General features: G+C 44.1%; 16 protein-coding genes and 1 other annotated feature. Of the genes, 7 read left to right on the forward strand and 9 right to left on the reverse strand.

Annotated elements, in window-relative coordinates; all coding sequences use genetic code 11:
* Positions 1-24 precede the first annotated feature (24 nt).
* Both RA178_RS15985 and RA178_RS15990 read left to right on the forward strand, forming a co-directional pair.
* Positions 25-462 carry an OsmC family protein gene (locus RA178_RS15985; RefSeq protein ID WP_028760789.1) on the forward strand — a complete coding sequence of 146 codons (438 nt, stop codon included), beginning with the start codon at positions 25-27 and terminating at the stop codon, positions 460-462.
* A 224-nt stretch (positions 463-686) separates the two neighbouring features.
* Positions 687-1,127: a flagellar biosynthesis anti-sigma factor FlgM gene (locus tag RA178_RS15990; RefSeq protein WP_306682751.1), complete on the forward strand. Its 441-nt coding sequence runs from the start codon at positions 687-689 to the stop codon at positions 1,125-1,127.
* Positions 1,128-1,233: 106 nt separating this feature from the next.
* On the opposite strand, the gene RA178_RS15995 is transcribed toward RA178_RS15990, so the two are convergent.
* The 6 genes from RA178_RS15995 to thrA all read right to left on the reverse strand — a co-directional run bounded on the left by RA178_RS15995 (position 1,234) and on the right by thrA (position 11,362).
* Complete coding sequence (locus RA178_RS15995) at positions 1,234-4,518, reverse strand: S41 family peptidase (RefSeq protein WP_306682752.1); 3,285 nt, start codon at positions 4,516-4,518, stop codon at positions 1,234-1,236.
* A gap of 346 nt (positions 4,519-4,864) precedes the next feature.
* On the reverse strand, positions 4,865-5,722 hold the full coding sequence (locus tag RA178_RS16000) for a substrate-binding periplasmic protein (RefSeq protein WP_263200231.1): 858 nt from the start codon (positions 5,720-5,722) through the stop codon (positions 4,865-4,867).
* Positions 5,723-6,002: 280 nt separating this feature from the next.
* Entirely contained in the window at positions 6,003-6,296 is a 294-nt protein-coding gene (locus tag RA178_RS16005; RefSeq protein ID WP_028760793.1) for a discoidin/SUN/FTP domain-containing protein, read from the reverse strand.
* A gap of 284 nt (positions 6,297-6,580) precedes the next feature.
* A complete protein-coding gene (gene thrC, locus RA178_RS16010; protein ID WP_306682753.1) occupies positions 6,581-7,864 on the reverse strand; it encodes a threonine synthase in 1,284 nt (427 codons plus the stop codon).
* Positions 7,865-7,934: 70 nt separating this feature from the next.
* On the reverse strand, positions 7,935-8,897 hold the full coding sequence (gene thrB, locus RA178_RS16015) for a homoserine kinase (RefSeq protein ID WP_306682754.1): 963 nt from the start codon (positions 8,895-8,897) through the stop codon (positions 7,935-7,937).
* Complete coding sequence (gene thrA / locus RA178_RS16020) at positions 8,894-11,362, reverse strand: bifunctional aspartate kinase/homoserine dehydrogenase I (protein ID WP_306682755.1); 2,469 nt, start codon at positions 11,360-11,362, stop codon at positions 8,894-8,896. The genes thrB and thrA overlap by 4 nt, the downstream gene beginning before the upstream one ends.
* Before the next feature lie 642 nt (positions 11,363-12,004).
* On the opposite strand from thrA, the gene slyD reads away from it, so the two are divergent.
* Positions 12,005-12,661, forward strand: coding sequence for a peptidylprolyl isomerase (gene slyD, locus RA178_RS16025; protein WP_028760797.1), 657 nt, complete (start codon positions 12,005-12,007; stop codon positions 12,659-12,661).
* A 237-nt stretch (positions 12,662-12,898) separates the two neighbouring features.
* A complete protein-coding gene (locus RA178_RS16030; RefSeq protein WP_306682756.1) occupies positions 12,899-13,270 on the forward strand; it encodes a hypothetical protein in 372 nt (123 codons plus the stop codon).
* A gap of 64 nt (positions 13,271-13,334) precedes the next feature.
* On the opposite strand, the gene trpR is transcribed toward RA178_RS16030, so the two are convergent.
* Positions 13,335-13,610, reverse strand: a complete 276-nt coding sequence (gene trpR, locus RA178_RS16035; RefSeq protein ID WP_028760799.1) for a trp operon repressor — start codon at positions 13,608-13,610, stop codon at positions 13,335-13,337.
* A 190-nt stretch (positions 13,611-13,800) separates the two neighbouring features.
* Between trpR and RA178_RS16040 the strand changes: the two genes are divergently transcribed.
* Complete coding sequence (locus tag RA178_RS16040) at positions 13,801-14,250, forward strand: c-type cytochrome (protein WP_028760800.1); 450 nt, start codon at positions 13,801-13,803, stop codon at positions 14,248-14,250.
* A 73-nt stretch (positions 14,251-14,323) separates the two neighbouring features.
* On the opposite strand, the gene RA178_RS16045 is transcribed toward RA178_RS16040, so the two are convergent.
* Positions 14,324-15,016: a cytochrome b/b6 domain-containing protein gene (locus tag RA178_RS16045; protein WP_131523025.1), complete on the reverse strand. Its 693-nt coding sequence runs from the start codon at positions 15,014-15,016 to the stop codon at positions 14,324-14,326.
* A 299-nt stretch (positions 15,017-15,315) separates the two neighbouring features.
* Between RA178_RS16045 and hpf the strand changes: the two genes are divergently transcribed.
* Both hpf and RA178_RS16055 read left to right on the forward strand, forming a co-directional pair.
* A complete protein-coding gene (hpf, locus tag RA178_RS16050; RefSeq protein ID WP_105249847.1) occupies positions 15,316-15,672 on the forward strand; it encodes a ribosome hibernation-promoting factor, HPF/YfiA family in 357 nt (118 codons plus the stop codon).
* A 1,633-nt stretch (positions 15,673-17,305) separates the two neighbouring features.
* Positions 17,306-17,422, forward strand: a sequence feature (Phe leader region).
* A gap of 41 nt (positions 17,423-17,463) precedes the next feature.
* Positions 17,464-19,458, forward strand: coding sequence for a chorismate mutase (locus RA178_RS16055; RefSeq protein WP_306682760.1), 1,995 nt, complete (start codon positions 17,464-17,466; stop codon positions 19,456-19,458).
* 174 nt (positions 19,459-19,632) lie between these two features.
* Here RA178_RS16055 and RA178_RS16060 read toward each other — a convergent pair whose 3' ends face one another.
* Entirely contained in the window at positions 19,633-20,928 is a 1,296-nt protein-coding gene (locus RA178_RS16060) for a cation:proton antiporter (protein WP_306682762.1), read from the reverse strand.
* Between the last annotated feature and the right edge of the window lie 21 nt (positions 20,929-20,949).

Below are 20,949 nucleotides of genomic sequence, written 5' to 3' on the forward strand. Positions count from 1 at the left end.
ATGTCCTTCAGATAGGAGAAAATAATGGGCTTTAACTTAACGGTTAACTGGCAAACCTCGCCCGCCGAAGAAGGCGAATTTTGTCGAGACCACAGTATTACCTTTGGCAGCGGCCAGACGATTCAAGCCTCGTCGGCACCGGAATACAAAGGCAATGGGCAAAATGTCAATCCAGAGGAAAGCCTGTTGGCTGCATTATCCTCATGCCATATGTTGACCTTTCTAGCAATTGCGCATCTTAAGCGCTTACCTGTAACCTCCTATGTGGATAATGCCACTGCAGAGCTGGGTAAAAACGAGGCGGGCAAATTGGCAGTGACAAAGATGGTGCTCAATCCTAAGGTCATTTTCGCTGAAGGGGTCGAAGTCAGCCAAGAAACTCTTGAGAAAATTCACGAGAAAGCACATGCAAATTGCTTTATCGCTAATAGTTTAGCAACAGATATTCAAATCAAGTTTTAGGATTTGAGCAGATCTTTATGGCCCGCTGATGGTTTTCCTAAGCGGGCTTTTTTATTGCCGCACCGTAACTCAATACCAGTCTGAATCATTGCTATCACCGAATTATCCGCGCCACCTAATCATCCACAGAGTCCAACTTTTCACCATTATTCAGCTCAGGTCCAGCTTTTAAACAGTACGATATAAGCCAATCTTAGCTTGGTATCATCTGTTGGAGTTAAAAGATGCACATTCAACCACTGCGAAATTCCCCGTCTGTCAGCCCACAAAAAAATGTCTCTACTGCTGAATTTGCACAGGTTAAAAATCCAGTTCAAACCAGCGCACCAGCATCAACTGATACAGTAACGCTTTCTAGCGATGCAAAACAATTGCCGGCAAATGCGCAAAAACCAGCAGAAATGCCAGCACTGAGGGATAACATAGAAACCTTAGTCGAATTGAAACACGCGAAGATGAAGTATCAAGTGATCGCCGACATGACCAATTTAGCGACAGGAACGAGCCAAGGGATTTCAGCGCCAACGGCCTATTATCTAAGCCATAACGAAGATGCGAGAGCAATGACAGTTAATCACCTTGCCCAACAACAGCAAGTGAACACTATGCAGACCTATGCAGAAACAAGTAAAAATGGGAATAGAAGTATTAATGAATGGGCATAAAAATGGGTGTTGTCTCGGGAACCAAGAGACAACACCCTAACTTTGTACGCGGACATGCTAGCCGAGATACCTTAAATTTCGGTTAAATACTGAATTTAAATATCAATTACTTAGCTTTAATATCCTGTGCCATACCTTTTACAGGCAAAGGTTGCACTTTTAAGGCTGGGATTGGCTGTTTAACCAACTCATCCTTTAAATAACTTATTGCAGTTTCAAGCTGCGCATCTTTTCCATTAAAGGTAGCAAAAGGTAAGTTATCGACTTCAATATCCGGCGTTACGCCATGGCCTTCAAGCACCCAGCGGCCATCCATTGCATACTGTGGATACTCGGCCACCCGCGCCATCCCTTTATCGGTCAACGCATTTCGCCCAGATAACCACACACCCGCACCTGCCGTTTGCTTACCAATTAAGGGCGCAATACCGAGTGCTTTAATCCCTGCGGAGAAGGTTTCGCCGTCGGAATAGGTCAGTTCATCGGTTAACACCACTAAATGACCGCGGAAGGTTTGTTGCATATTGGTGTTTGGCGTGCCGTGGGTCGGTTGCCAAAACGCCCAAGCGCGGCGTAGTAACTTCTCGATAATCCAACTGTCAATATTGCCACCGCGGTTACGGCGAACATCGATAATCAAACCCTCTTTATCGTAGTTGGCATAAAACTCACGGGCGAAACTTTCAATATCACCACCGCCCATGGCATATAAGTGCAAATAACCCATCTTGCCCTGACTTGCATCCTCGACCACAGCCGCGTTATGGCTCACCCAATCTAAGTAACGTAATTGACTGTCCACCACAGCGCTAACGGGCATGACGATGGTTTTATGGGTTTGGCTACCACGCTTAAGCTGTAGTAATACTTGCTTATCCTGTTGATTGCGCAGAAGACGCGTGACGTCGGCCACATTCACCACTGGCGTGCCATTAATAGCCAACAGCATATCGCCTTCTTTAGCATCGACTTCGATACGATTTAACGGTGAAGCATTAGCCGGTAACTCAGGATCGTTACTGTAAATGTGCGCGATTTTAACGCCATCTGCAGTTTGTTGTAGGCGCGCGCCAAGGCTTGCCGCTTTAGCCGCATCGGGATCTTGAGGTAAATCACCACCGCGCACCTGTGAGTGCAAAGAATCTAACTCGCCCATCATTTGCATGAAGATGTCATTCAGTTCGTTACGATCGGTCAGGCGGTCGAGCAAAGGCTGATACTTAGCCTTAGTGGCTTGCCAATCGAGGCCGCGCATCTTCTTGTCGAAGAAAGATTCTCGGTGCATCAACCACGCATCTTCAAACATTTGCTGCCATTCAAGCTGCGGAGAAATCGCTAGCTGCCATTGTTCCGTTTGCACTTTGGCATTATCCGTATCGCCTAATTTATCACCGCCATCAACAATCAGGAGTGATTTTTCATTACTGTGCTTACGTAGCATCAGCTTTTTACCATCGGCAGAAACCTCATATTGGCCAATGTCCTCGGCAAAAACCTCGGCTTTGGGGCTTAATCGGTCAAATTTGATGGTCATTAAATTAGGTGCGACATCGTCGCCAATAGCTTGATCTAACAAATAAAGTCTATCATCGACGACGCGCAGCTTACTGTAATTTCCTGAATCGACAGGCACTTGCCATAAACGCTGAGAGATCCCTGCCCAATCGATTTTTACTGGATTCGGTTTATCCTTAGCATCGGTTTTTTCAACTTGATTAGATTCGAGTTCATTGGGTTTACTAAAGGGGAATTTGGCATTTTTGACCAGTGCGATGGCAAAAATTTGGCTGCGTTTATCAAACACAGGGCCCATGTTTCTATCGCCCCAAGGTGAACTTGGTGTTGCGCTGAATTGGCGGTTTGACAGGAAATATAGCCACTGGCCGTCACTGCTAAAGGTTGGCGAATAGGACTCGTATTTGTCGCTGGTGAGCGTCTCGGCCTTATTTTCATCCACAGAATACAGAACGATTTGCGGACGTTGTTTACCGATTTCCGACTTAGTTAATGCAATAAAACGGCTGTCACCGGACCAGCGGATATCGGCGTAAGGCCCAAGTCCCTCGCCGTTAGTGATGATTTTTTGATTGGTATTTTTCTTTAAGTCGAGCAGCCAAACGTTACCATCGTTATCGTCATGGGCGATAAATCGACCGTCACTGGACAAATTAAGACTCATTCTTAAAGTATGACTGTCTTTGGTTAACTGTTTAGCGCCACTGCTGCCATCAGCAGGGAATTGCCAAATTTCCTGCTGACCTGTCATGTCGCTAATCGCATAAACCGACTTGCCATCTTGGCTCAACACAGCTTCCCTTACGCGATAAGTTCCCGGCAGTGCAACTTGAACTAAACGCGAGCCATCAATACCCGCGATCGCCACGTGGCTGCGGGCGGTGATCACTACTTTATCGCCAGCGGGGGCCAAATTAGTTGAAGAAGCGTAATCCATAGGATCTTTTACCCAATGCTCGCGGCGCTCGGCAAAATCGGAAATGAGTTCAATATTGAGTAACGAGTCTTTAGCGGCCGCAATATCAAACACATGGATATCCGCACCCAACTGGAATACCACTTTGCCTTGGTCCATCCGCGCACCGCGGACCTGCCAATCTTTAAATTGAGTTAACTGTTTTGCATCTGAACCATCGAACGCACTCGACCAGAGGTTGTCGTTGCCATCGCTGTCGCTAATAAAATAGAGTCTGTCCTGCCATAGCATAGGTTGGCGCACTGAGCCGTCGTGTTGGCCGCTGAGCAACTGTGCTTCGGTTTTGCTGCCGAGTTTAAAGCGCCATAATTCACCTTTTGCGCCGCCACGGTACACTTTGGCATTATCGCCAGTCACTTGCAGACCAAAGCGGGTGAAGTACACGTATTCGTTGCGATCATCAATCACACCTTCAACTGCATCGGCTAAGGGTAAATCTGTGGTGGTGAGGGTTTGAGGATCGACGCTGCGCAGCATCCAATTATTAGCAGGACCAAAGCCCGTGTCGGTAGAATATAAAATCTCGCCTTTGGCAGTCCAGCCCTGAACTCGTACACGGCTATTCTCAAAACTCACCCGTTTAGCCACACCGCCCGTAATGGGGATCACATACACTTCGCTCGCGCCTTCATAGTTGGCAACATAAGCAACCCACTTACCGTCGGCCGAAATAGTCGCCCCTAGCTCTTCCGCAGGTAAACTCGTTAAGCGAGTCGCCGCTTTTTGACCTAAGGTCTGAGTCCATAAATCCCCTTCTGCAGTAAAGACTAAGGTTTGATCGTGCAACGCTGGCGCACGGTAATACCCTTGATTGCTCACCGCATCGGCAGCGATGGTTTGGAACGCTGTTAATGTGCCAAGGGCAAGCATGCAGCAGGCGACAGAATGGCGAAGTTTCATGTATGACCTCTATCCTATTGTTATTTTTAGCAATAGACTCTTTACTACGAGATTTTGCTAGCAGATTTAGCGAAGAAATTCTTGCCATGGGCTTTTGTAAAAAACCACAATCAAGTCCAAAGCATGACAATTGAGCCCAACAAGCTAGCAGAATTTGATAGAGAGTTCAGTAACTTCGAGTCAGAGAAGTTTTAGCAAATGTGTCACATCTTAAATCGCGGAGGAACAACTGAATAAAAGACAGGATTCATTAGAGGAAAACATCAAAGATCATAGCGTTACCATATTGCACTAGGATAAAAATATACCAGAGTCGGACATGAGTGGCTAACGTGAAGGGCTAATGTTAAGGGCTGACATACAGCGTCTTTAGCGGACTGTTTAGGCGGCTCATATTAGACTGTTTCGCCAGTGTCATTTGTTGCCATTTATTGATCACTCGTGCAATTTCACCGTTATCCATCAAGGCCTTAATAGCATGATTAAACTGCTCTAACTGGCTTGGCGTCATACTCGCTTTGCTGAACATTAAATGAATATGGTTTTGATCTAACACTAACTTAAGTGGCACTAGCTTGATGCGTTGATGCTGGCTGGCGATATAGGGCATAGCTAAGGTATCTCCGACTATCATATCTCCTCTACCGTAGATAAGCATTTGCACAGACTTATCTGAGTCTGGACTTAATACTAACAAGTGCTCCTGCTCTAATCGATATTGAGATTCTTGATAATCTGCACCATACCAACCGCTAGAAGGGACAAGTAGACGCAATTTTTGGGTAAAAATGTCCTCCCATTTATCGATATTAATCTGATCTTTTTGCTCATCGAGTACAAATAAGCGCAGCTCTTCATCCCGGTAATAGGTTGAAAAAAGAGCATAGTTTTGACGTTCATCCGTCGTAGTCGCTCCCATCAACACATCTAACTGCCCTGCTCGCAACATCTGATGCGAGCGCTTAGCGGGCACATTAATAAAATGAACTTCACAACCAAGATACACGGCAAATGCCCGCATCAGATCCACATCTAAGCCTTGTGCTTCTCCTTGAGGATCTTGCCAAGCATAGGGAGGCCAATCGTTGTAACCGACTTTAATCGTGTTCTTACAAGGTAAAGGACTATTGACCTGCGACGCACTTACAGCGGGCAAGACTAAAAAAAGCAGCAATAAGACAGGAACGTATTTAAACCATGGCATAGGCTAAGTTACTTGCCTCTTAAGTTGACGATCCTCTCTTGATTAAGATGAAGTATAACGATTCAGCGTCAGACTTCCGCGAGGGGGTTCTACCTCAGTAAGCGTAGTTGTCACTTAGATAGTGCGCCATAAACACCGGCGAGATCACAGTAATTAGCCTAAAAAAGGGCGAGGAATTATAACAAAAAAGCACAACAGCCAAGAGTGAGATCTAAACGACTCACTATGCTGCGATAAAGGCTAAGCCTGAACGCAGGAGATAAAATAAAGTTTTATACATTTAAATCAGACACTTATAAATAATAGCAACAACTTTAGTGGGATCCCCCATATCGACTTGTAACCAAACTATGTGTGTCCCCCCCAATTCCTCACCCTGAGCCGTGGCGGACTCTTTAGCTTCATCAAGCCGGTTTTCATGGCGGCTCACCCCAGTGACTAAAGCAAAACTATCGCAGTGGGTGACTTCAAAATCGTAGGCCACGTTAATGCGACGATATAGTTCATGCTGCTTGGTCGCACATCCAGATATTAAAACGCAAAAACATGTACTTAACAGAAAAAATTTAGACAAATCAATTAACCCACAGATTAAACACGCGGGTGAACATAACTAATTGCAACCGATAAAATTGTGAACAATGTCACATATAAGAAACCAAGGATAATACAGAAAGTTACAAATATTAATTAAATATCATGTAGTTAACTAAGGGTTGTTTTATGTTCACTGGTAACACAAGCTCATCGATTCCCCACCATAAAACTCACACTTGTAAAAAAAGGGAGCCAAGCTCCCTTCCTGCTTTTACGCCATGTTATTCCACTGCTAGGCAGACATCAGTAGGGCTAAAGCCCTTAAGCTAATATTTTGAATAAATGCACTTTTAATGCAGCAAAATCTGCCGCTAATTCCGCGGATAAGATGGGCTTACTCGCAACAGCTTCAAGCTCAGGCGGCAAGGGTAAGTTAAGCGTTAATTCTCTATCCACAACATCCTTAAATTTAGCGGGATGCGCCGTCCCCAAGAATATGCCCACTTCATCGGGCACTAAAGTTAAAGATAAGGCCTTAGCCGCAATCGCCGCGTGGGGCTCAGACACATAACCTTGAGCGTGTAACTCGGCCAGCGCCTTTGACGTTTGTTCCTCCGATAAGCGAATACCCACTAAGCTACTCAGTGGCCAGCCTAATTTCTCACAAATGGCTTCCACACGCGGCCAGTTGCTGGGCTCACTCACATCCATGGCATTGGACATAGTCGCTTGAGTCGGATTGGGCTGCCATTGGCCATTGTCTAAATAACGCGGCACAGTATCGTTGGCATTGGTCGCGGCAATAAAGCGTTTAACCGGTAATCCCATCGCTTTAGCGAATAAACCTGCGGTGAGGTTGCCAAAGTTACCACTTGGCACTGAAATCACAGGATCGGCTTCATGCCGTTGTTTAGACTGGGCAACCGCTTCAAAGTAATAGCAAATTTGCGCGAGTAACCGGCTGATGTTGATAGAATTTGCCGAGTTTAAGCTCAGCCCATCGCGGACTTCGGGATCATCAAAGGCGCGCTTAACCAGATCTTGGCAGGCATCGAAATCGGACGAGACGGCAACTGTATGGATATTTTTGCCCAACGTAGTGAACATCTTTTCCTGCAGATCACTGATCTTACCCTTGGGATAGAGCACCACCACATTGACTTTCTCAAGCCCATAGAAGGCATCGGCAACCGCTGCGCCAGTGTCGCCCGAGGTCGCAGTCAAAATGGTTAAACGCGTGTCACCCACAAAGGCATTGACACATTGCGCCATAAAACGCGCCCCAAAATCTTTAAACGCCAGTGTTGGACCGTGGAACAATTCGAGGCAGGCACGCTGCTCATCGACGGCAACCAAAGGTAAATCGAAGTTAAAGGCACGCTCAACTAATTCATCGACCGCATCTTGGCCTAACTCAGAGGCAAGCCATGCGCCGAGTACTTTTTTACTGCGCTCAACGAATGGTAACGCCAGCAGCCCTTCTATATCGTCTAATACGGGTATTTGACTAGGAAAGAACAAACCTCTGTCTTTACCTAACCCCAGCTGTACCGCCTCTTTAAAGCTCACTTTCTGCGAAGGGTGTTTTAAATTATATAGTTCCATGCTCACTCAACCTTTTGATGCTAAACCTTAAATGCTAATTTGGGGTACTTAGTCTTAGCTAAATTAACTATTAATCGACTCTACGCGTACCTTGCTCATCGAGGCGACACACGTGGGCAAAGCCACCCACCTCGGTGAGATAATGCGCCTCTAACCAGGCTTTAGCGGTATTTGCCGTGGCTAAATCATCGGTAATCGAAAACAGCGTTGGGCCGCTGCCCGAAATCCCCGTCGTCAACATGCCTAAATCGGCTAAAGCGGCTCTGGCCTTGTCGTAACCCGGGATCGCGGCGGCGCGATAGGGCTCGGCTAACACATCCTTTAATACGCTGATCGCAAGCTTGGCATTCTGCTGGTAAGACGCATGAACAAAGGCGCTTAAATAACGGCCAAAATCGATAGTGACACTTTTATCATATTGATCTGGCATGAGTTTGCGCATCATTGCCGTTGAAAGTGAAATTCCTGGATAGGCCACAACCCAATACCATTCTTTAAAGCTGGGTATCGCTTCGCATACAGTGCCTGGCACATTGAGCATCAATTGCATGCCGCCCAAATAACAAGGGGCGACGTTGTCATAGTGCACACTGCCGCTGATCTTACCTTCAAACTCGCCCATCAGTTCCAGCAGGGCTTGCTCGTTATAGGGTCTATCAAAATGTTCATTTAAGGCATATAACGCCGCCACGACTGAACTTGCACTCGAACCTAAACCACTGCCAACGGGTAGGTTCTTTTCCAGTGTCAGCGCTACGCCTTCATCTGCTTTACCAAGCGCTTCTAAATACTCCTTACTCAGGGCGGTTAAGAAGAATTCGGCACATTGGTACACTATATTATCTTGCGGATTTTCAGGCAGTTTATGGGCCCAAGCACCAGTCTGCGCCAGACTCACACCCGACTCTGCCGCCGCGATAGTCACTCTGTCGCCGAGTAAACTGCCATCAATCGGCGCCAAAGCGGCGCCCAGTAAATCAAATCCGACTCCCACGTTACCCATAGAGGCTGGAGCGTAAACGGTCAAACTCATACACTCACCTCACGAGTCCAATTCAAAGTTCTTAATACATCGGCAAAGGCACCGGCGGCGGTCACTTCAGTCCCTGCGCCATAGCCGCGTAGCACAAAGGGAATGGGCTGATAATAACGGCTATAGAACGCCAAGGCATTTTCGCCACCTTTAACGCTATAAAGCGGATCATTTGCATCGACTTCGGCGATACGCACACGGCACACACCATCCTCAATTTGCCCAACATAACGCAGCACTTTACCTTGGGCTTTGGCCTGCGCCACTTTTGCGGCAATTGCAGCATCAACTTGCGGTAATCGTGCCATAAAGCTTTCAACATCACCTGAATCATCAAACTCGGCTGGCAATACAGATTCAACCTGCACATCACTGAGCTCTAACTTTAGTCCCACTTCACGGGCAAGAATGAGCACTTTACGCGCCACATCCATACCGCTCAAATCATCACGGGGATCAGGCTCAGTAAAACATTTTTCCCGCGCAAGACCAGTTGCTTCAGAAAGTGTCATGCCTTCATCGAGCATGCCGAAGATAAAGGATAAAGAGCCCGATAAAATACCGTTAAACTTATGCAGTTTGTCACCCGCAAATAACAGTTTTTTCAGGTTATCGATCACAGGTAAACCCGCACCTACTGTGGTTTCGTATAAGAATTGGCGACGCTGTTTTAATGCCGTTTGGCGCAGTGCTTGATAATAAGCATAATCGCGAGTGTTCGACTTTTTGTTCGGCGTGACAACATGCAAACCTGAGTTCATCACATCCAAATACAGATCCGATACTTGCTCGCTCGAGGTGCAATCCACCAGCACTGGATTAAGCAATTGTTGCTCTTTTGCCCATGCGAGTAATGCTGGGATATCACAAGCTTGCTGGCTATCGGCAAGCAAGCTAGACCAGTTGCTTAAATCGATGCCTGCGCTGTCGAGTAACATCTTGTTCGAATTCACTATGCCGCAAACACGGATACTGATGTGCTGCTCTTTGAGCATGGCAGACTGTTGTTTTATCTGCTCGAGCAGGCCTGCCCCTACATTGCCGCAACCCACTAAAAACACATCTAAATACTGCTGCACATCGAAAAAGCCTTGATGACAAGCCGCCACCGCATGCTTAGTCTTACGCTGCTCGATCACAGTCGAAATCGACCGCTCGGATGATCCTTGGGCAATGGCGATAATGTTCACGCTCGCCTGCGCTAACGCTTGGAAGAAACGCGCTGCCACGCCTTTGTGGGTGCGCATACCATCACCAATCAATGACACAATTGCCAGCTCATGACGCATAGCGATAGGTTCAAGCAAGTCGCTTTTTATTTCTAATTCAAACTCTTGCTCTAAGGCCCATTTCACTTTGGCCGAGTCAGACGTCGCCACACAGAAACTAATACTGTATTCAGAGGAGCTTTGGGTGATTAAAGACACTGACACGCCGCTGCGGGAAATCGCCGCGAGAGTACGGCTCGCCATGCCAACCATGCCTTTCATGCCAGGGCCTGAAATATCGAACATGGTCTGGTTATCTAAGTTGGAGATAGCTTTAACCTGCAAGCCGGTTTCATCGGCTTGGTTTGATACCAGAGTGCCGGGCGCATCGGGGTTAAAACTGTTTTTGATATAACAGGGAATATGGAACTGGGCGATAGGCGCAATCGTCTTAGGATGCAGCACCTTAGCGCCAAAATAGGAGAGTTCCATCGCCTCTTGATAGCTGAGTTGTGATAACAGCTTAGCATCTGCAACCACACGGGGATCGGTATTATAAACACCGTCAACATCGGTCCAGATTTCACAGCTCGAAGCATCTAAACAGGCGGCGAGCACGGCAGCAGAATAGTCAGAACCATTACGGCCTAACGTCACCACTTTGCCCTGTTCATCGGCGGCGGTGAATCCCGGCATTACCCATACGCGCTTTTCACCTAATGCCAACGCACGAAACCTTGGCTTACTCACAGCGATATCGACCACGGATTCTAACGGCCGACCACGACCCAGAAACAAGACGCGAGGATCGAGTTGAGCAGACGTGATCCCCTTAGATAGCATCACTTGTTCCATCAAGGCTGCAGATAAACGCTCACCTGCCACCACGATTTCAGCACGTATGCCATCAGGACACTCTTGCAGTAAGCTAATGCCACGTAATCTATCCTGCCAAATTACCAGCTGCGCATTAAGTCCAGAAAAGAGCTGTTCACTCTGCTCACTCGACAACATTGAAGTAACAGCATCTTGGTATAGCGAGGTAAATACCCGCTCAACATGCTGCAGCACAGGCGAATAATCTTCACCTTTGACTGCTACATCAACCATTTCTAGTAACGCATTTGTCACAGTCGCCGGGGCCGATAGCACAGTGGCTATGGGTTCAAGCTTAGATGACTTAGCAACGATATCCGCCGCCATCGAGAATCGCTGCCAATTTGCAAGCGAGGTACCACCAAATTTCATTACTTTCATCTTGTTCTCCTGTACCGCGCCCGACTTAGAAATAAGAGCTAGAAACAAAAAAGCCCGCTTCTTTGTGGGAAGCGGGCTCATCGTTAAAATTCTTTAAGGTGTATCAGCCCGCCCCCACTGTTGTTGTAGTGGTGGTTGTAATAATGGTAGTTACTACGAAACCTAGGCTATGCATGTGTTTGGGCTAATCCATGTTAATTTCTTGATAAACAGAATTGCTTTTTTTACCCGCGCTTGTCAACCCCTAAAATGGATTATTTATAGGCAAATATTAACGCTCGATAAAATACTGCATCAAGATTCGTTAATATGAAGTTTTCTAGGGGTAAAAATGCGATTTACGCAACAGATAACTGTTGACGTCAACGTAACACGGTACGAAAAAACATTAGATAATCACTTGTTTTCAATCTGATTATTTATAATACACTTTCAAATAATGAGTTATTTGTTCTACCTCATCACTCAGGCTAAATTGACAGGCTAACGAGCAAAAATCACATTACTCATCCTTTCTACCGTAAAGCACCGACAAATTTGCCTAAAAAAAACCTGTGCGATATCTAACATAAGCCACTTCAAATTATCGCCAGCACTAAAAAAGCACGTTATTATGCGCGCACATTACGAATTGGAGGCGATATGAAGATCACTCAACACAGCGCGGTAACCATTCATTACCGTTTATCAGATCAAGAAGGCAGACTATTAGAAGACTCTTTCGACTCTGAACCTATGCTATATCTACACGGCACTGAAAACCTGATCCCAGGTTTAGAAGCCGCATTAGATGGTAAAAGCAAAGGCGAAAAACTCGATGTCACTATTAGTGCCGAAGAAGCCTATGGGCCTTATCACGATGGCCTACGTCAAGCAGTGCCATTAGAAGCCTTTGGTGATATCGAAGATATCGTCCCAGGTATGCGCTTCATCGCTGAAACTGAAATGGGTCAACGCCCTGTTCAAGTCATGGAAGTGAAAGACGATGTGGTTATCGTCGATGGCAACCATCCTTTAGCGGGCCAATCGCTCAATTTCAGCGTCGAAATCGTTGACGTTCGTGAAGCCTCAGCCGAAGAAATCGCTCATGGCCACATTCATGCCCAAGGTGGTTGTGGAAGCCATGGACATGATCACGACCACGGCGGTGGATGCTGTGGCGGTTCAGGCAAACAAGAAGCGGGCGGCTGTTGTGGTGGTTCAGACCACGATCATGGACACCACCATGAAGAGCACGAAGCCTGTGACACACCTAAAACAGGTTGTGACGGTAATGGCGGCTGTGGTTGCCGCGGCTAAACAAAGCCTGATACCAGAAGTTAAACGAGAAGTTGTTTATCCGTAAGTGATTAAACTGCCATGGTTTAACCTTTTAAAATGCACGCCCTTAATTTAAGGTCGTGCATTTTTTATACACAAGCGTTTATAATATTCGTAATAGATAAATAACTGACTGGTAAATTGAAGTATTCAAATTTTATATGAATATTTTCAATTAGATATTGATATCAACCTAAGTTAAGCGACGGAGTGCTTATGTTAACCAAACCACTTTACGAAATTTTGCCTTTTGGCTACATGGCGCTCGGTAGTTCGAGTTTTATTGCACTCGACATCAACTATGCCTTGATAGCGGCAACTGTGGTATTTGTATTAGGTGCGAGGATCTACGTTATGCGTTCTCAAAACCGTCGAACAGACTCGGCCAAACGACGTAAATCGGGTTATCTTCCCGAGATAATTTATAACTTTCTACCTTTTATCTATCTCTTAGCGGCGCTGGCAATCTTTAAATTCCTTCCCAAGGATCTTTACCCAATTTTGGCTATCTGTTTACTCAGCTACGGCTTATACATTCTGGTTTGTCGTTCCCTCTATCGTCGTCATAAGCTTCCCATCACGCCTTAAGACTTAGTTCTATTCACCACAATAGGAGCAGATGATATTCACAAGAGTTGTATCCACGTGAACACTAACCAATTAATTTTTGAACTTTCGCCCTATGCTCAGAAGACATATTCTTCAAATAATTAGAACAACGTGTAATCGTTGCAATACTGACTTCATATTCAGCAGCGATATGCCTTTGACTCATTTCCCCGTCTAATAGCAATTGAAAGACCTTCAAACGTCCGGCAACGGCACTACGTTCTTCTTCGGTTAACAGTAAATGAAACAACACAGAAAGATCTTCATAATTGCTGTGGCTCAAAATTTTTTCTAATACTAGATCCCAGTTAGCTCGCATAATCACCCTCATAAGTACTGTTCAAGCATTACATTAGCAGTCTAACAGATTTAGCCTACTTACAAATAAATTGTTACGTTTAGCCGTCTTATCCAGACAAAAACTGACAAAATTGCTTCTAGTACATCAAGTTAATTTGTGTACAATAGGCGTGCAATGTCACACTTCGACGCTAATTTGTGAGAATACGATGAAAAAATTACTACTTACTCTCGTTGCCAGTACCTTATTGGCTTCAACTGCTCAAGCACACAATTTCGAAGACTCTAAAGATGCAATTGAATACCGCCAATCTGCATTTGGTCTTATTGCTTATAACTTCGGTGATATGGCTGCCATGATGAAAGGCAAAAAACCTTTCGAAGCAGAAACCTTCGCAATGCGCGCAACGAATGTTGCTGCATTATCCAAAATTCCTTTCGAAGGTTTTATTGATGGCTCAGACAAAGGTGATACCGAAGCCCTAGCCAAAGTTTGGCAAGACAGAGCTGATTTTGATGCAAAAATGAAAACCTTCCAAGAGAATGCTGCCATTCTGGCTACTGTAGCTCAAAAAGGTAATCAAGCTGAAATCAAACAAGCCTTTATGGACACTGGAAAAAGCTGTAAAAGTTGTCACGACATTTATAAGAAAGATTAGTTTGACGTTGTTTTTCCCATCAAAAAGCCTGCTAAATAGCAGGCTTTTTGATGTTCCCAAACTAAGTATAAATCTACAGAACTTGCACTATTGGCCACATTAAATAGCCAAAGACCACAGCAGCGCATACTGTGAACAGCACTAAAGCAAGCCACTCAGACTTGAATCGAAGCTCGCTCTTCGCACTTGATGAAAAAGCAACCTTCGAGACTTTCTTGTAACCACTGATCATAGCACCAACTAACTTATCCCCTTTCATGGCATGAATAATCACAGCCAGTACATGAATGGCACTCAGCAAGAGAATAAGGTTAAAGTTCGTTTTGTGTAACCAAGTCAAAAATCCACTGGTATCTGAACTGACGTAGCTATATAGCGGACCTTCGGTAAAAATATCATCAGTCGCAAAAAGGCCTGTAACTAATTGAAGGCTAATGATCCCAATCAACGCGATGACCATATAGCCACCGATAGGATTGTGTCCAAGTACCACAGACATCCCTTTAGTTCGAATCGATCTCAAGTAGTCGAGTACAACTTTGGGTTGATGAACAAAGTGGCTAAACCTTGCCGTATCGCTACCAATGAGCCCCCAGAGGATCCTAAATCCAATAAGGATCAGCAAACTATAAGCAAAAATTTGATGCCACTGCATTTCGCCCGCATCGGCACTCCACCATAAAAGTGCCAACAGACACACCATGCCCCAATGGAAAATTCGCGTGGGTAAATCCCAGACCTTAATTTTAACGTGTTCAGTATTCATAAAATGGGCAAACTCAAAGTGACCGAATGGAATAAGTAGAGGTATTTTATCGGGATTCGGGATGAAACTTAAAGTAAATATAAGTAAATAAGGGCAAAGACTGCGGAGTTATCCCATCGAATATGACCCCATTTAGCTAGCAATACAAGGCTTTTGGGCCAAGAATTATTGATATTTGTCTAAGTGATCAAATATCCAACGAACAGTATCTAATGGGCACAAAAACGTGATCTACATCTCGTTTTATAGTGCGAACCTTGGTAATCTGAAATCCAAGGAAACAACAGAAGGTTCGAAATATGCTAAAGATTACTAGCAAGCAACTTGAAGTCACATCTCCTATTCGCGAACGCATTGAAAGCCGTTTTGAAAAACTTTCAAGGCATGATGTGCAAATGATAAATCCCCATGTAATCATTACGGAGGAGAAACCTGGTTTCAAAATTGAAGCATCGGTTGGCATCCCAAATGGAGAACTCTTCGCTCAAGCAAAACATGAAAATTTATATACTGCGATTAACGCTATGGGCCAAAAATTAGAGAAGCAGCTCAATCGCATAACACACAAACCTGAAGCTCAACGCTCCACATCACTAACACCGACTAATAATGTTGTTGAAATTGACGACGAGTACGAGGAGGAAGATGCGGCATAATTTAAATCTGGTGAGTGCGAGAAACGCATCACTTTGAGAGCAATAAAGTAGAAATATTTAATCAGATCACAGTTTTTAAAAAAGCTTAGTGCAATCATTTTAATGATGAAAAAAACAGTTCTTTTGACTAAATACCTACTACACTTTACAAAGTGACAGCAAGAATCGAAGTGGTGCGGATTTAAATCGTTTCAAATGTTGATTTACTTTAAATTTTGATTTACAAATATTGATTAACAGATCTTAAGTTCTAAGTAACGTTACTGGATATAACTAAGGAGCACTACTAATCTAAGCTATATAGTTTTAAGTACTAAGGTTTACTGTTAATGATTAATTTTACTTATAATTTCTACGTTTAAAAGTTCAATTTTTATTTTCAACTAGGTTCCACTTTCAATAGCCAATAGCAAGTTTGGAAAGGAGGCAACACAAGAGCGAACAATTTGATTTTAGAAACAATCAAGTATGTTGGCATTCACTAAAAGCAGTACTCAATTTTGACCCAATATCAGGATGACCACCAGAAACAGGCGGCATTGCTGAATACCAGAGTTAACATAAGGAGCCGAGTACAGTACAACGAGTACATTAGCAAAACCTTTAACTATCAAATTTTTTATATCCACAATGGAGGTTCAGGTAAACATAAACAAAAATCACATTTACAAAAGCTACATGAATAAAAGCGTTTATTGTAAAACGGGTCAGCACCAATGCGTGCTAAACACTGAGATAAATGATGTAACAACTGTCACGTTTAGTTAGATGTAGATTAGTTATATGAAGAGAGTCATATTTACACTGATATGTTAGTTAGCGTTTTTAGCGTGTGATTTAATGTAAGTGTTTAATGTAAGTGCAATACGTTGGTTTGATTAAAAGTCATTAGTTTACTTAGTGTTATTTGTATAGTAAAAACTGTAAATCGTATAAATTTTTATTTATGTAATGTGTTAACGTTTACCATTAGTTGAGTTCTGATATTTATAGGCACCTTAAATAATGTTTACTTATCAACTAAAAAGGAGGAAATCTAGACTTGACGAAAATTGTAATAACAGTAAATGAGAGCTTTTTATACGCTCAATGTATTAACATGTTAGGTTTTAAAGTAAAAAATAATAATGGTAATAATGTAAGTAGCAAGACCTAAACGCGTGACAAGGCTAAGCTGTTCTTACAGCAAAATGTACCTAGTACAACCAATGAGCCGTAAATCGTTTATTTTTAAATGTTCGTTTTGTTAGTGTTAGTTTTTAATGTTATAGCTCCATGCAAGTGTTAATTGTTAAAATATAAGTGCAAGACATGTCAACGTAAGTTCGCTGGTACTGCAAACTGCATAGTTTCAAGGTTATACGCTATGCTGCATAAAGTACTTGTTAATGTTCATTGTAAATGCAAGTCGTTATCTAGTGAGTTGTCAACGTTTTACTGTTACACGTAAATGTAAGATAAACGAATGTGTTACCTTGTCCCACACTGACCATAAGGAGGATAAACTCGCTTGACCATATATACATACTTGAACCAAACCAGCGCACCCTCGGGTGCGCTTTCTTTTTAGATTACCTTTAAGAAAGTTTTGATTGACAGCTAAGCCCTAGCCCTTTAGTTTTAAGACTATGAAAATGATAACAGCAGCTTTTTTTACTTTCTTTTTTACACCCCCACTCTAGGAGGCGGATTTACTGTGTAAAAACGAAAGTAAAAATCCAAAGCCTCCCAACTGGGAGGCTTTTTTGTCTTAAACGATTGATAAAATACATGGCGGCAATTGAGGTCAGAATGCATACACCACAGCCTTTAAATCAAACCCGAGAGCAGATCACCCATCTGGATAATGAACTGCTGGCATTACTCGCTGAGCGCCGTCGCTTAAGTTTAGAAGTAGCCCGTAGCAAAGAAGTGGATGTCAGACCCATCAGAGATACTCAAAGGGAAAAAGAACTGCTCGCTCGCCTCGTGAAAGAAGGCAGAGAGAAAGGATTAGATGCCCACTATGTTATCTCCCTTTACCAGAGCATCATTGAAGATTCAGTATTGAATCAACAAGCTTACCTTCACGGCCGCGCCAATCCAGAGACACAAAAACAACAGTATTGTATCGCTTACCTCGGTGCTAGAGGTTCATACTCTTATCTCGCAGCTACACGCTATTGCCAACGTCGCCAAGTTGAAATGCTGGACTTAGGTTGCCAAAGTTTCGATGAAATAGTGCAAGCCGTTGAGTCTGGACATGCTGATTATGGTTTCCTGCCGATTGAGAACACATCTTCAGGTTCAATCAACGAAGTCTACGACGTGCTACAGCACACCAGTCTGTCGATTGTTGGCGAAACGACGATTGAAGTCAGCCATTGCCTACTAGGAAAAGCTGGCAGTAAATTAGCTGAGATCAAAACTGTCTATGCCCACCCTCAGCCTATTAGCCAATGCAGCAGATATTTAACTCAACACAAAGACTTGAGACTGGAATACTGCTCAAGCAGCGCAGAAGCAATGGAAAAGGTAAACCAAAGTCCAGATAACAGTGCAGCAGCGATTGGCAGCGCCGAAGGTGGTGCACTCTATCAACTTGAGTCCATAGAAGCAGGTTTAGCAAATCAAAAAATCAACCAAAGTCGCTTTATCGTTGTTGCTCGCAAAGCCGTTGCCGTACCAGAGCAGTTACCCGCTAAGACTACATTGATCATGGCAACAGGCCAAAAAGCCGGTGCTTTAGTGGAAGCCTTACTGATTCTAAAAGCGCATCAGTTAAACATGAGTAAATTAGAATCACGCCCGATTCCAGGAACACCTTGGGAAGAAATGTTCTATTTGGATATCGACGCGAATATCTCCAGTGAATCTATGCAGGCAGGTTTAAAGCAACTAGAGCGGATCACCCGTTTTATCAAAGTATTAGGCTGTTATCCTTGTGAAACAGTCAAGCCCACACAGCTGAGTAACAGCCAGCTACTGATTGAGCCCAGCACCTCTAAGGATCAAGTCATCAGCGAAAATGGTACTAATGCCAGTCCAGTTCGATATAGCAAAGCCTATAAAGAGCAAGCCAGTGAAATCAACTGCGGCGCAATGACAATCGGTGCAGGGCATGTCGGTGCCATAGCCCAAATCACACTGAATAATGACATTTCACATTTAGCATTATCGGCTTTCGAGCAGCAAGTGAAGCAGCTTAAAGAAGCGGGATTCCAAGCCGTTTTGCTCAGCGCTGTTAATCAACTGACTATGGCAGAAGTTACTCTCGCTAAACTACGCCAAATCCTGCATCAATATGGCCTAGTGTGCATTATTGCCATAGCGCAAGAAGCTGATATGCCATTAGCAGTCCAGCACGCCGATATGTTATTCCTCGCAGGCAAGCAGATGTTTAACCAAACTTTACTGACTCAAGTAGGAACCCTACCGGTACCTTTAATACTTGAGCGTAACGATATGGCAAGTTTTGAAGAATTACTCACGGCAACAGAAGTCATTTTAAGCCAAGGCAATCAGCAACTGGTTCTGTGTGACTCAGGCATTAGAACCTTAAATAACGCCAATCTACCTTCACTCGATTTAGCGAGTCTGATCCAGATTAAAGCCACGAGCCATTTGCCGATTTTGATCAACCCAAGTTATGCCGTATCAGATGATGCCCTATTGATTCAAACACAAGGTATTAAACAGCTTAAAGTGGATGGATTGATACTCAATTGTCCACTAGCTAGCAGTGATGACCATGAGTCGCTTAACTTAATAAGCGCTGTGGTACGGGAATTATATCTGGCGAACTAAAGCTTTGATCTTGATTGATTTAATTTAAAGTGAAATGTGGTTAGTTCGAAGTGTGTTAAGGGATAAATAAGACATCTTTTATCCCTAATTGACTCAGACAAGCCTGCTAGCCAGTGTGATGACTAGCAGGCTTAATATTGTTTAGTATTGCAGCGCAGTGAGCTTTTATGCATTTTAAGAAGAGCCAACAGCACTCGATGGTTCAGTAACGGCATTACTCCTACGGATAAGCCCTGTCATAGTAGAGCCCTGCACTAAAATCGAAAATACGACGACGGCATAGGTCATCACTAACAACAATTCCCGCAGCTCCACACCACCAATAGCATCTATGACGATACCCTCAGGCAAACTCATCGCCATAGCGAGGGCTAATCCTCCCCTTAAGCCACCCCAAATCAAAATCGTCTCTGCATAGGGGTTGTATGACTTAAACAATCGAAAGCCTAAATAAGGTAATAACACACTCATTGCACGCGCCAACAAGACTATTGGTATAGCCACAAACATAAACCACCATAATGGCGCTTTGAAAGTGACTAACAAAAGTAATAAACCAAGCAATAGGAAGAGTAAGGCATTAAAGAAGGATTCAATCAGCGACCAAAAAGTAAATAGTTTCACTCGCTCGTTGCGAGCAAAAAACTTAGGCACACTGAAATTTCCTATGATGATCCCCGCACTCACCATAGCTAAAGGACCAGAAACACCAAGCACATCCGCCATGACATATCCCGCGGTTGGGATCAGCAGGGTAACCAGCATTAATTGCGTTTCTTCCTCACAGTAGCGGAAAAAATGATGCAGCAGAAAACCAAGCACGCCACCGTAAATAACCCCACCTACTGCCTCACGAATAAATAACTCAGAGATATGGATAAACGTCAGTGGCTCGGTGGAGAAAGCCAATTGCGATATTGCCACAAAAATCACTAACCCTATGCCATCGTTAAATAAAGATTCTCCTTCTACTTGAATCGCAATATCTTCCGGCGCACCCATTTTCTTTAAAATAGCCAAAACAGCGATAGGATCGGTGGGCGAAATCAAGGCGCCGAACAGTAAGCAGTGGCTGAATTGTAGCGGGAGACCCAGCATAGGCGCGAACCAAAATAACAGCCCACCTATAATAAATGTCGACAATAAGGTGCTTATAAAAGCAAGGATTAGGATCTCCCACTTTTGATGCCTCAATATTTTTAAGCGGATTTGTAATGCGCCGGCAAAGAGTAAAAAACCGAGCATGCCATTGAGCAGTAAAGCTTGAAAATCGAGTTTCTCTAAGCCAGAGACAAAATACACATAAAAGTCCCCACCTAAAGCCTTTCCCCCGAGGAGCAACAACAAACTCATTCCTAGGGCAATAGCAGTAATGGCCACAGTTTCCTGCAGTTTATGGACGCGAGAGGAGATAACCGAAGTCACTAGCGCCAACGCGCAGAGGACACACAGAATTTGGTAGCTGGACATAAGAGCCTCTAAAAATCATCG

Source organism: Shewanella oncorhynchi (assembly GCF_030848765.1).
Classification (GTDB): domain Bacteria; phylum Pseudomonadota; class Gammaproteobacteria; order Enterobacterales; family Shewanellaceae; genus Shewanella; species Shewanella oncorhynchi.

What these genes read in the sequence shown, in the direction of transcription:
- RA178_RS15990 (WP_306682751.1), top strand. Translation starts at nt 687, where the DNA reads ATGCACATTCAACCACTGCGAAATTCCCCGTCTGTCAGCCCACAAAAA.
- RA178_RS16060 (WP_306682762.1), bottom strand. Translation starts at nt 20,928, where the DNA reads ATGTCCAGCTACCAAATTCTGTGTGTCCTCTGCGCGTTGGCGCTAGTG.
- trpR (WP_028760799.1), bottom strand. Translation starts at nt 13,610, where the DNA reads ATGCGAGCTAACTGGGATCTAGTATTAGAAAAAATTTTGAGCCACAGC.
- RA178_RS16040 (WP_028760800.1), top strand. Translation starts at nt 13,801, where the DNA reads ATGAAAAAATTACTACTTACTCTCGTTGCCAGTACCTTATTGGCTTCA.
- RA178_RS16000 (WP_263200231.1), bottom strand. Translation starts at nt 5,722, where the DNA reads ATGCCATGGTTTAAATACGTTCCTGTCTTATTGCTGCTTTTTTTAGTC.
- thrC (WP_306682753.1), bottom strand. Translation starts at nt 7,864, where the DNA reads ATGGAACTATATAATTTAAAACACCCTTCGCAGAAAGTGAGCTTTAAA.
- RA178_RS15985 (WP_028760789.1), top strand. Translation starts at nt 25, where the DNA reads ATGGGCTTTAACTTAACGGTTAACTGGCAAACCTCGCCCGCCGAAGAA.
- RA178_RS16055 (WP_306682760.1), top strand. Translation starts at nt 17,464, where the DNA reads ATGCATACACCACAGCCTTTAAATCAAACCCGAGAGCAGATCACCCAT.
- slyD (WP_028760797.1), top strand. Translation starts at nt 12,005, where the DNA reads ATGAAGATCACTCAACACAGCGCGGTAACCATTCATTACCGTTTATCA.
- thrA (WP_306682755.1), bottom strand. Translation starts at nt 11,362, where the DNA reads ATGAAAGTAATGAAATTTGGTGGTACCTCGCTTGCAAATTGGCAGCGA.
- RA178_RS15995 (WP_306682752.1), bottom strand. Translation starts at nt 4,518, where the DNA reads ATGAAACTTCGCCATTCTGTCGCCTGCTGCATGCTTGCCCTTGGCACA.
- RA178_RS16045 (WP_131523025.1), bottom strand. Translation starts at nt 15,016, where the DNA reads ATGAATACTGAACACGTTAAAATTAAGGTCTGGGATTTACCCACGCGA.
- thrB (WP_306682754.1), bottom strand. Translation starts at nt 8,897, where the DNA reads ATGAGTTTGACCGTTTACGCTCCAGCCTCTATGGGTAACGTGGGAGTC.
- RA178_RS16030 (WP_306682756.1), top strand. Translation starts at nt 12,899, where the DNA reads ATGTTAACCAAACCACTTTACGAAATTTTGCCTTTTGGCTACATGGCG.
- hpf (WP_105249847.1), top strand. Translation starts at nt 15,316, where the DNA reads ATGCTAAAGATTACTAGCAAGCAACTTGAAGTCACATCTCCTATTCGC.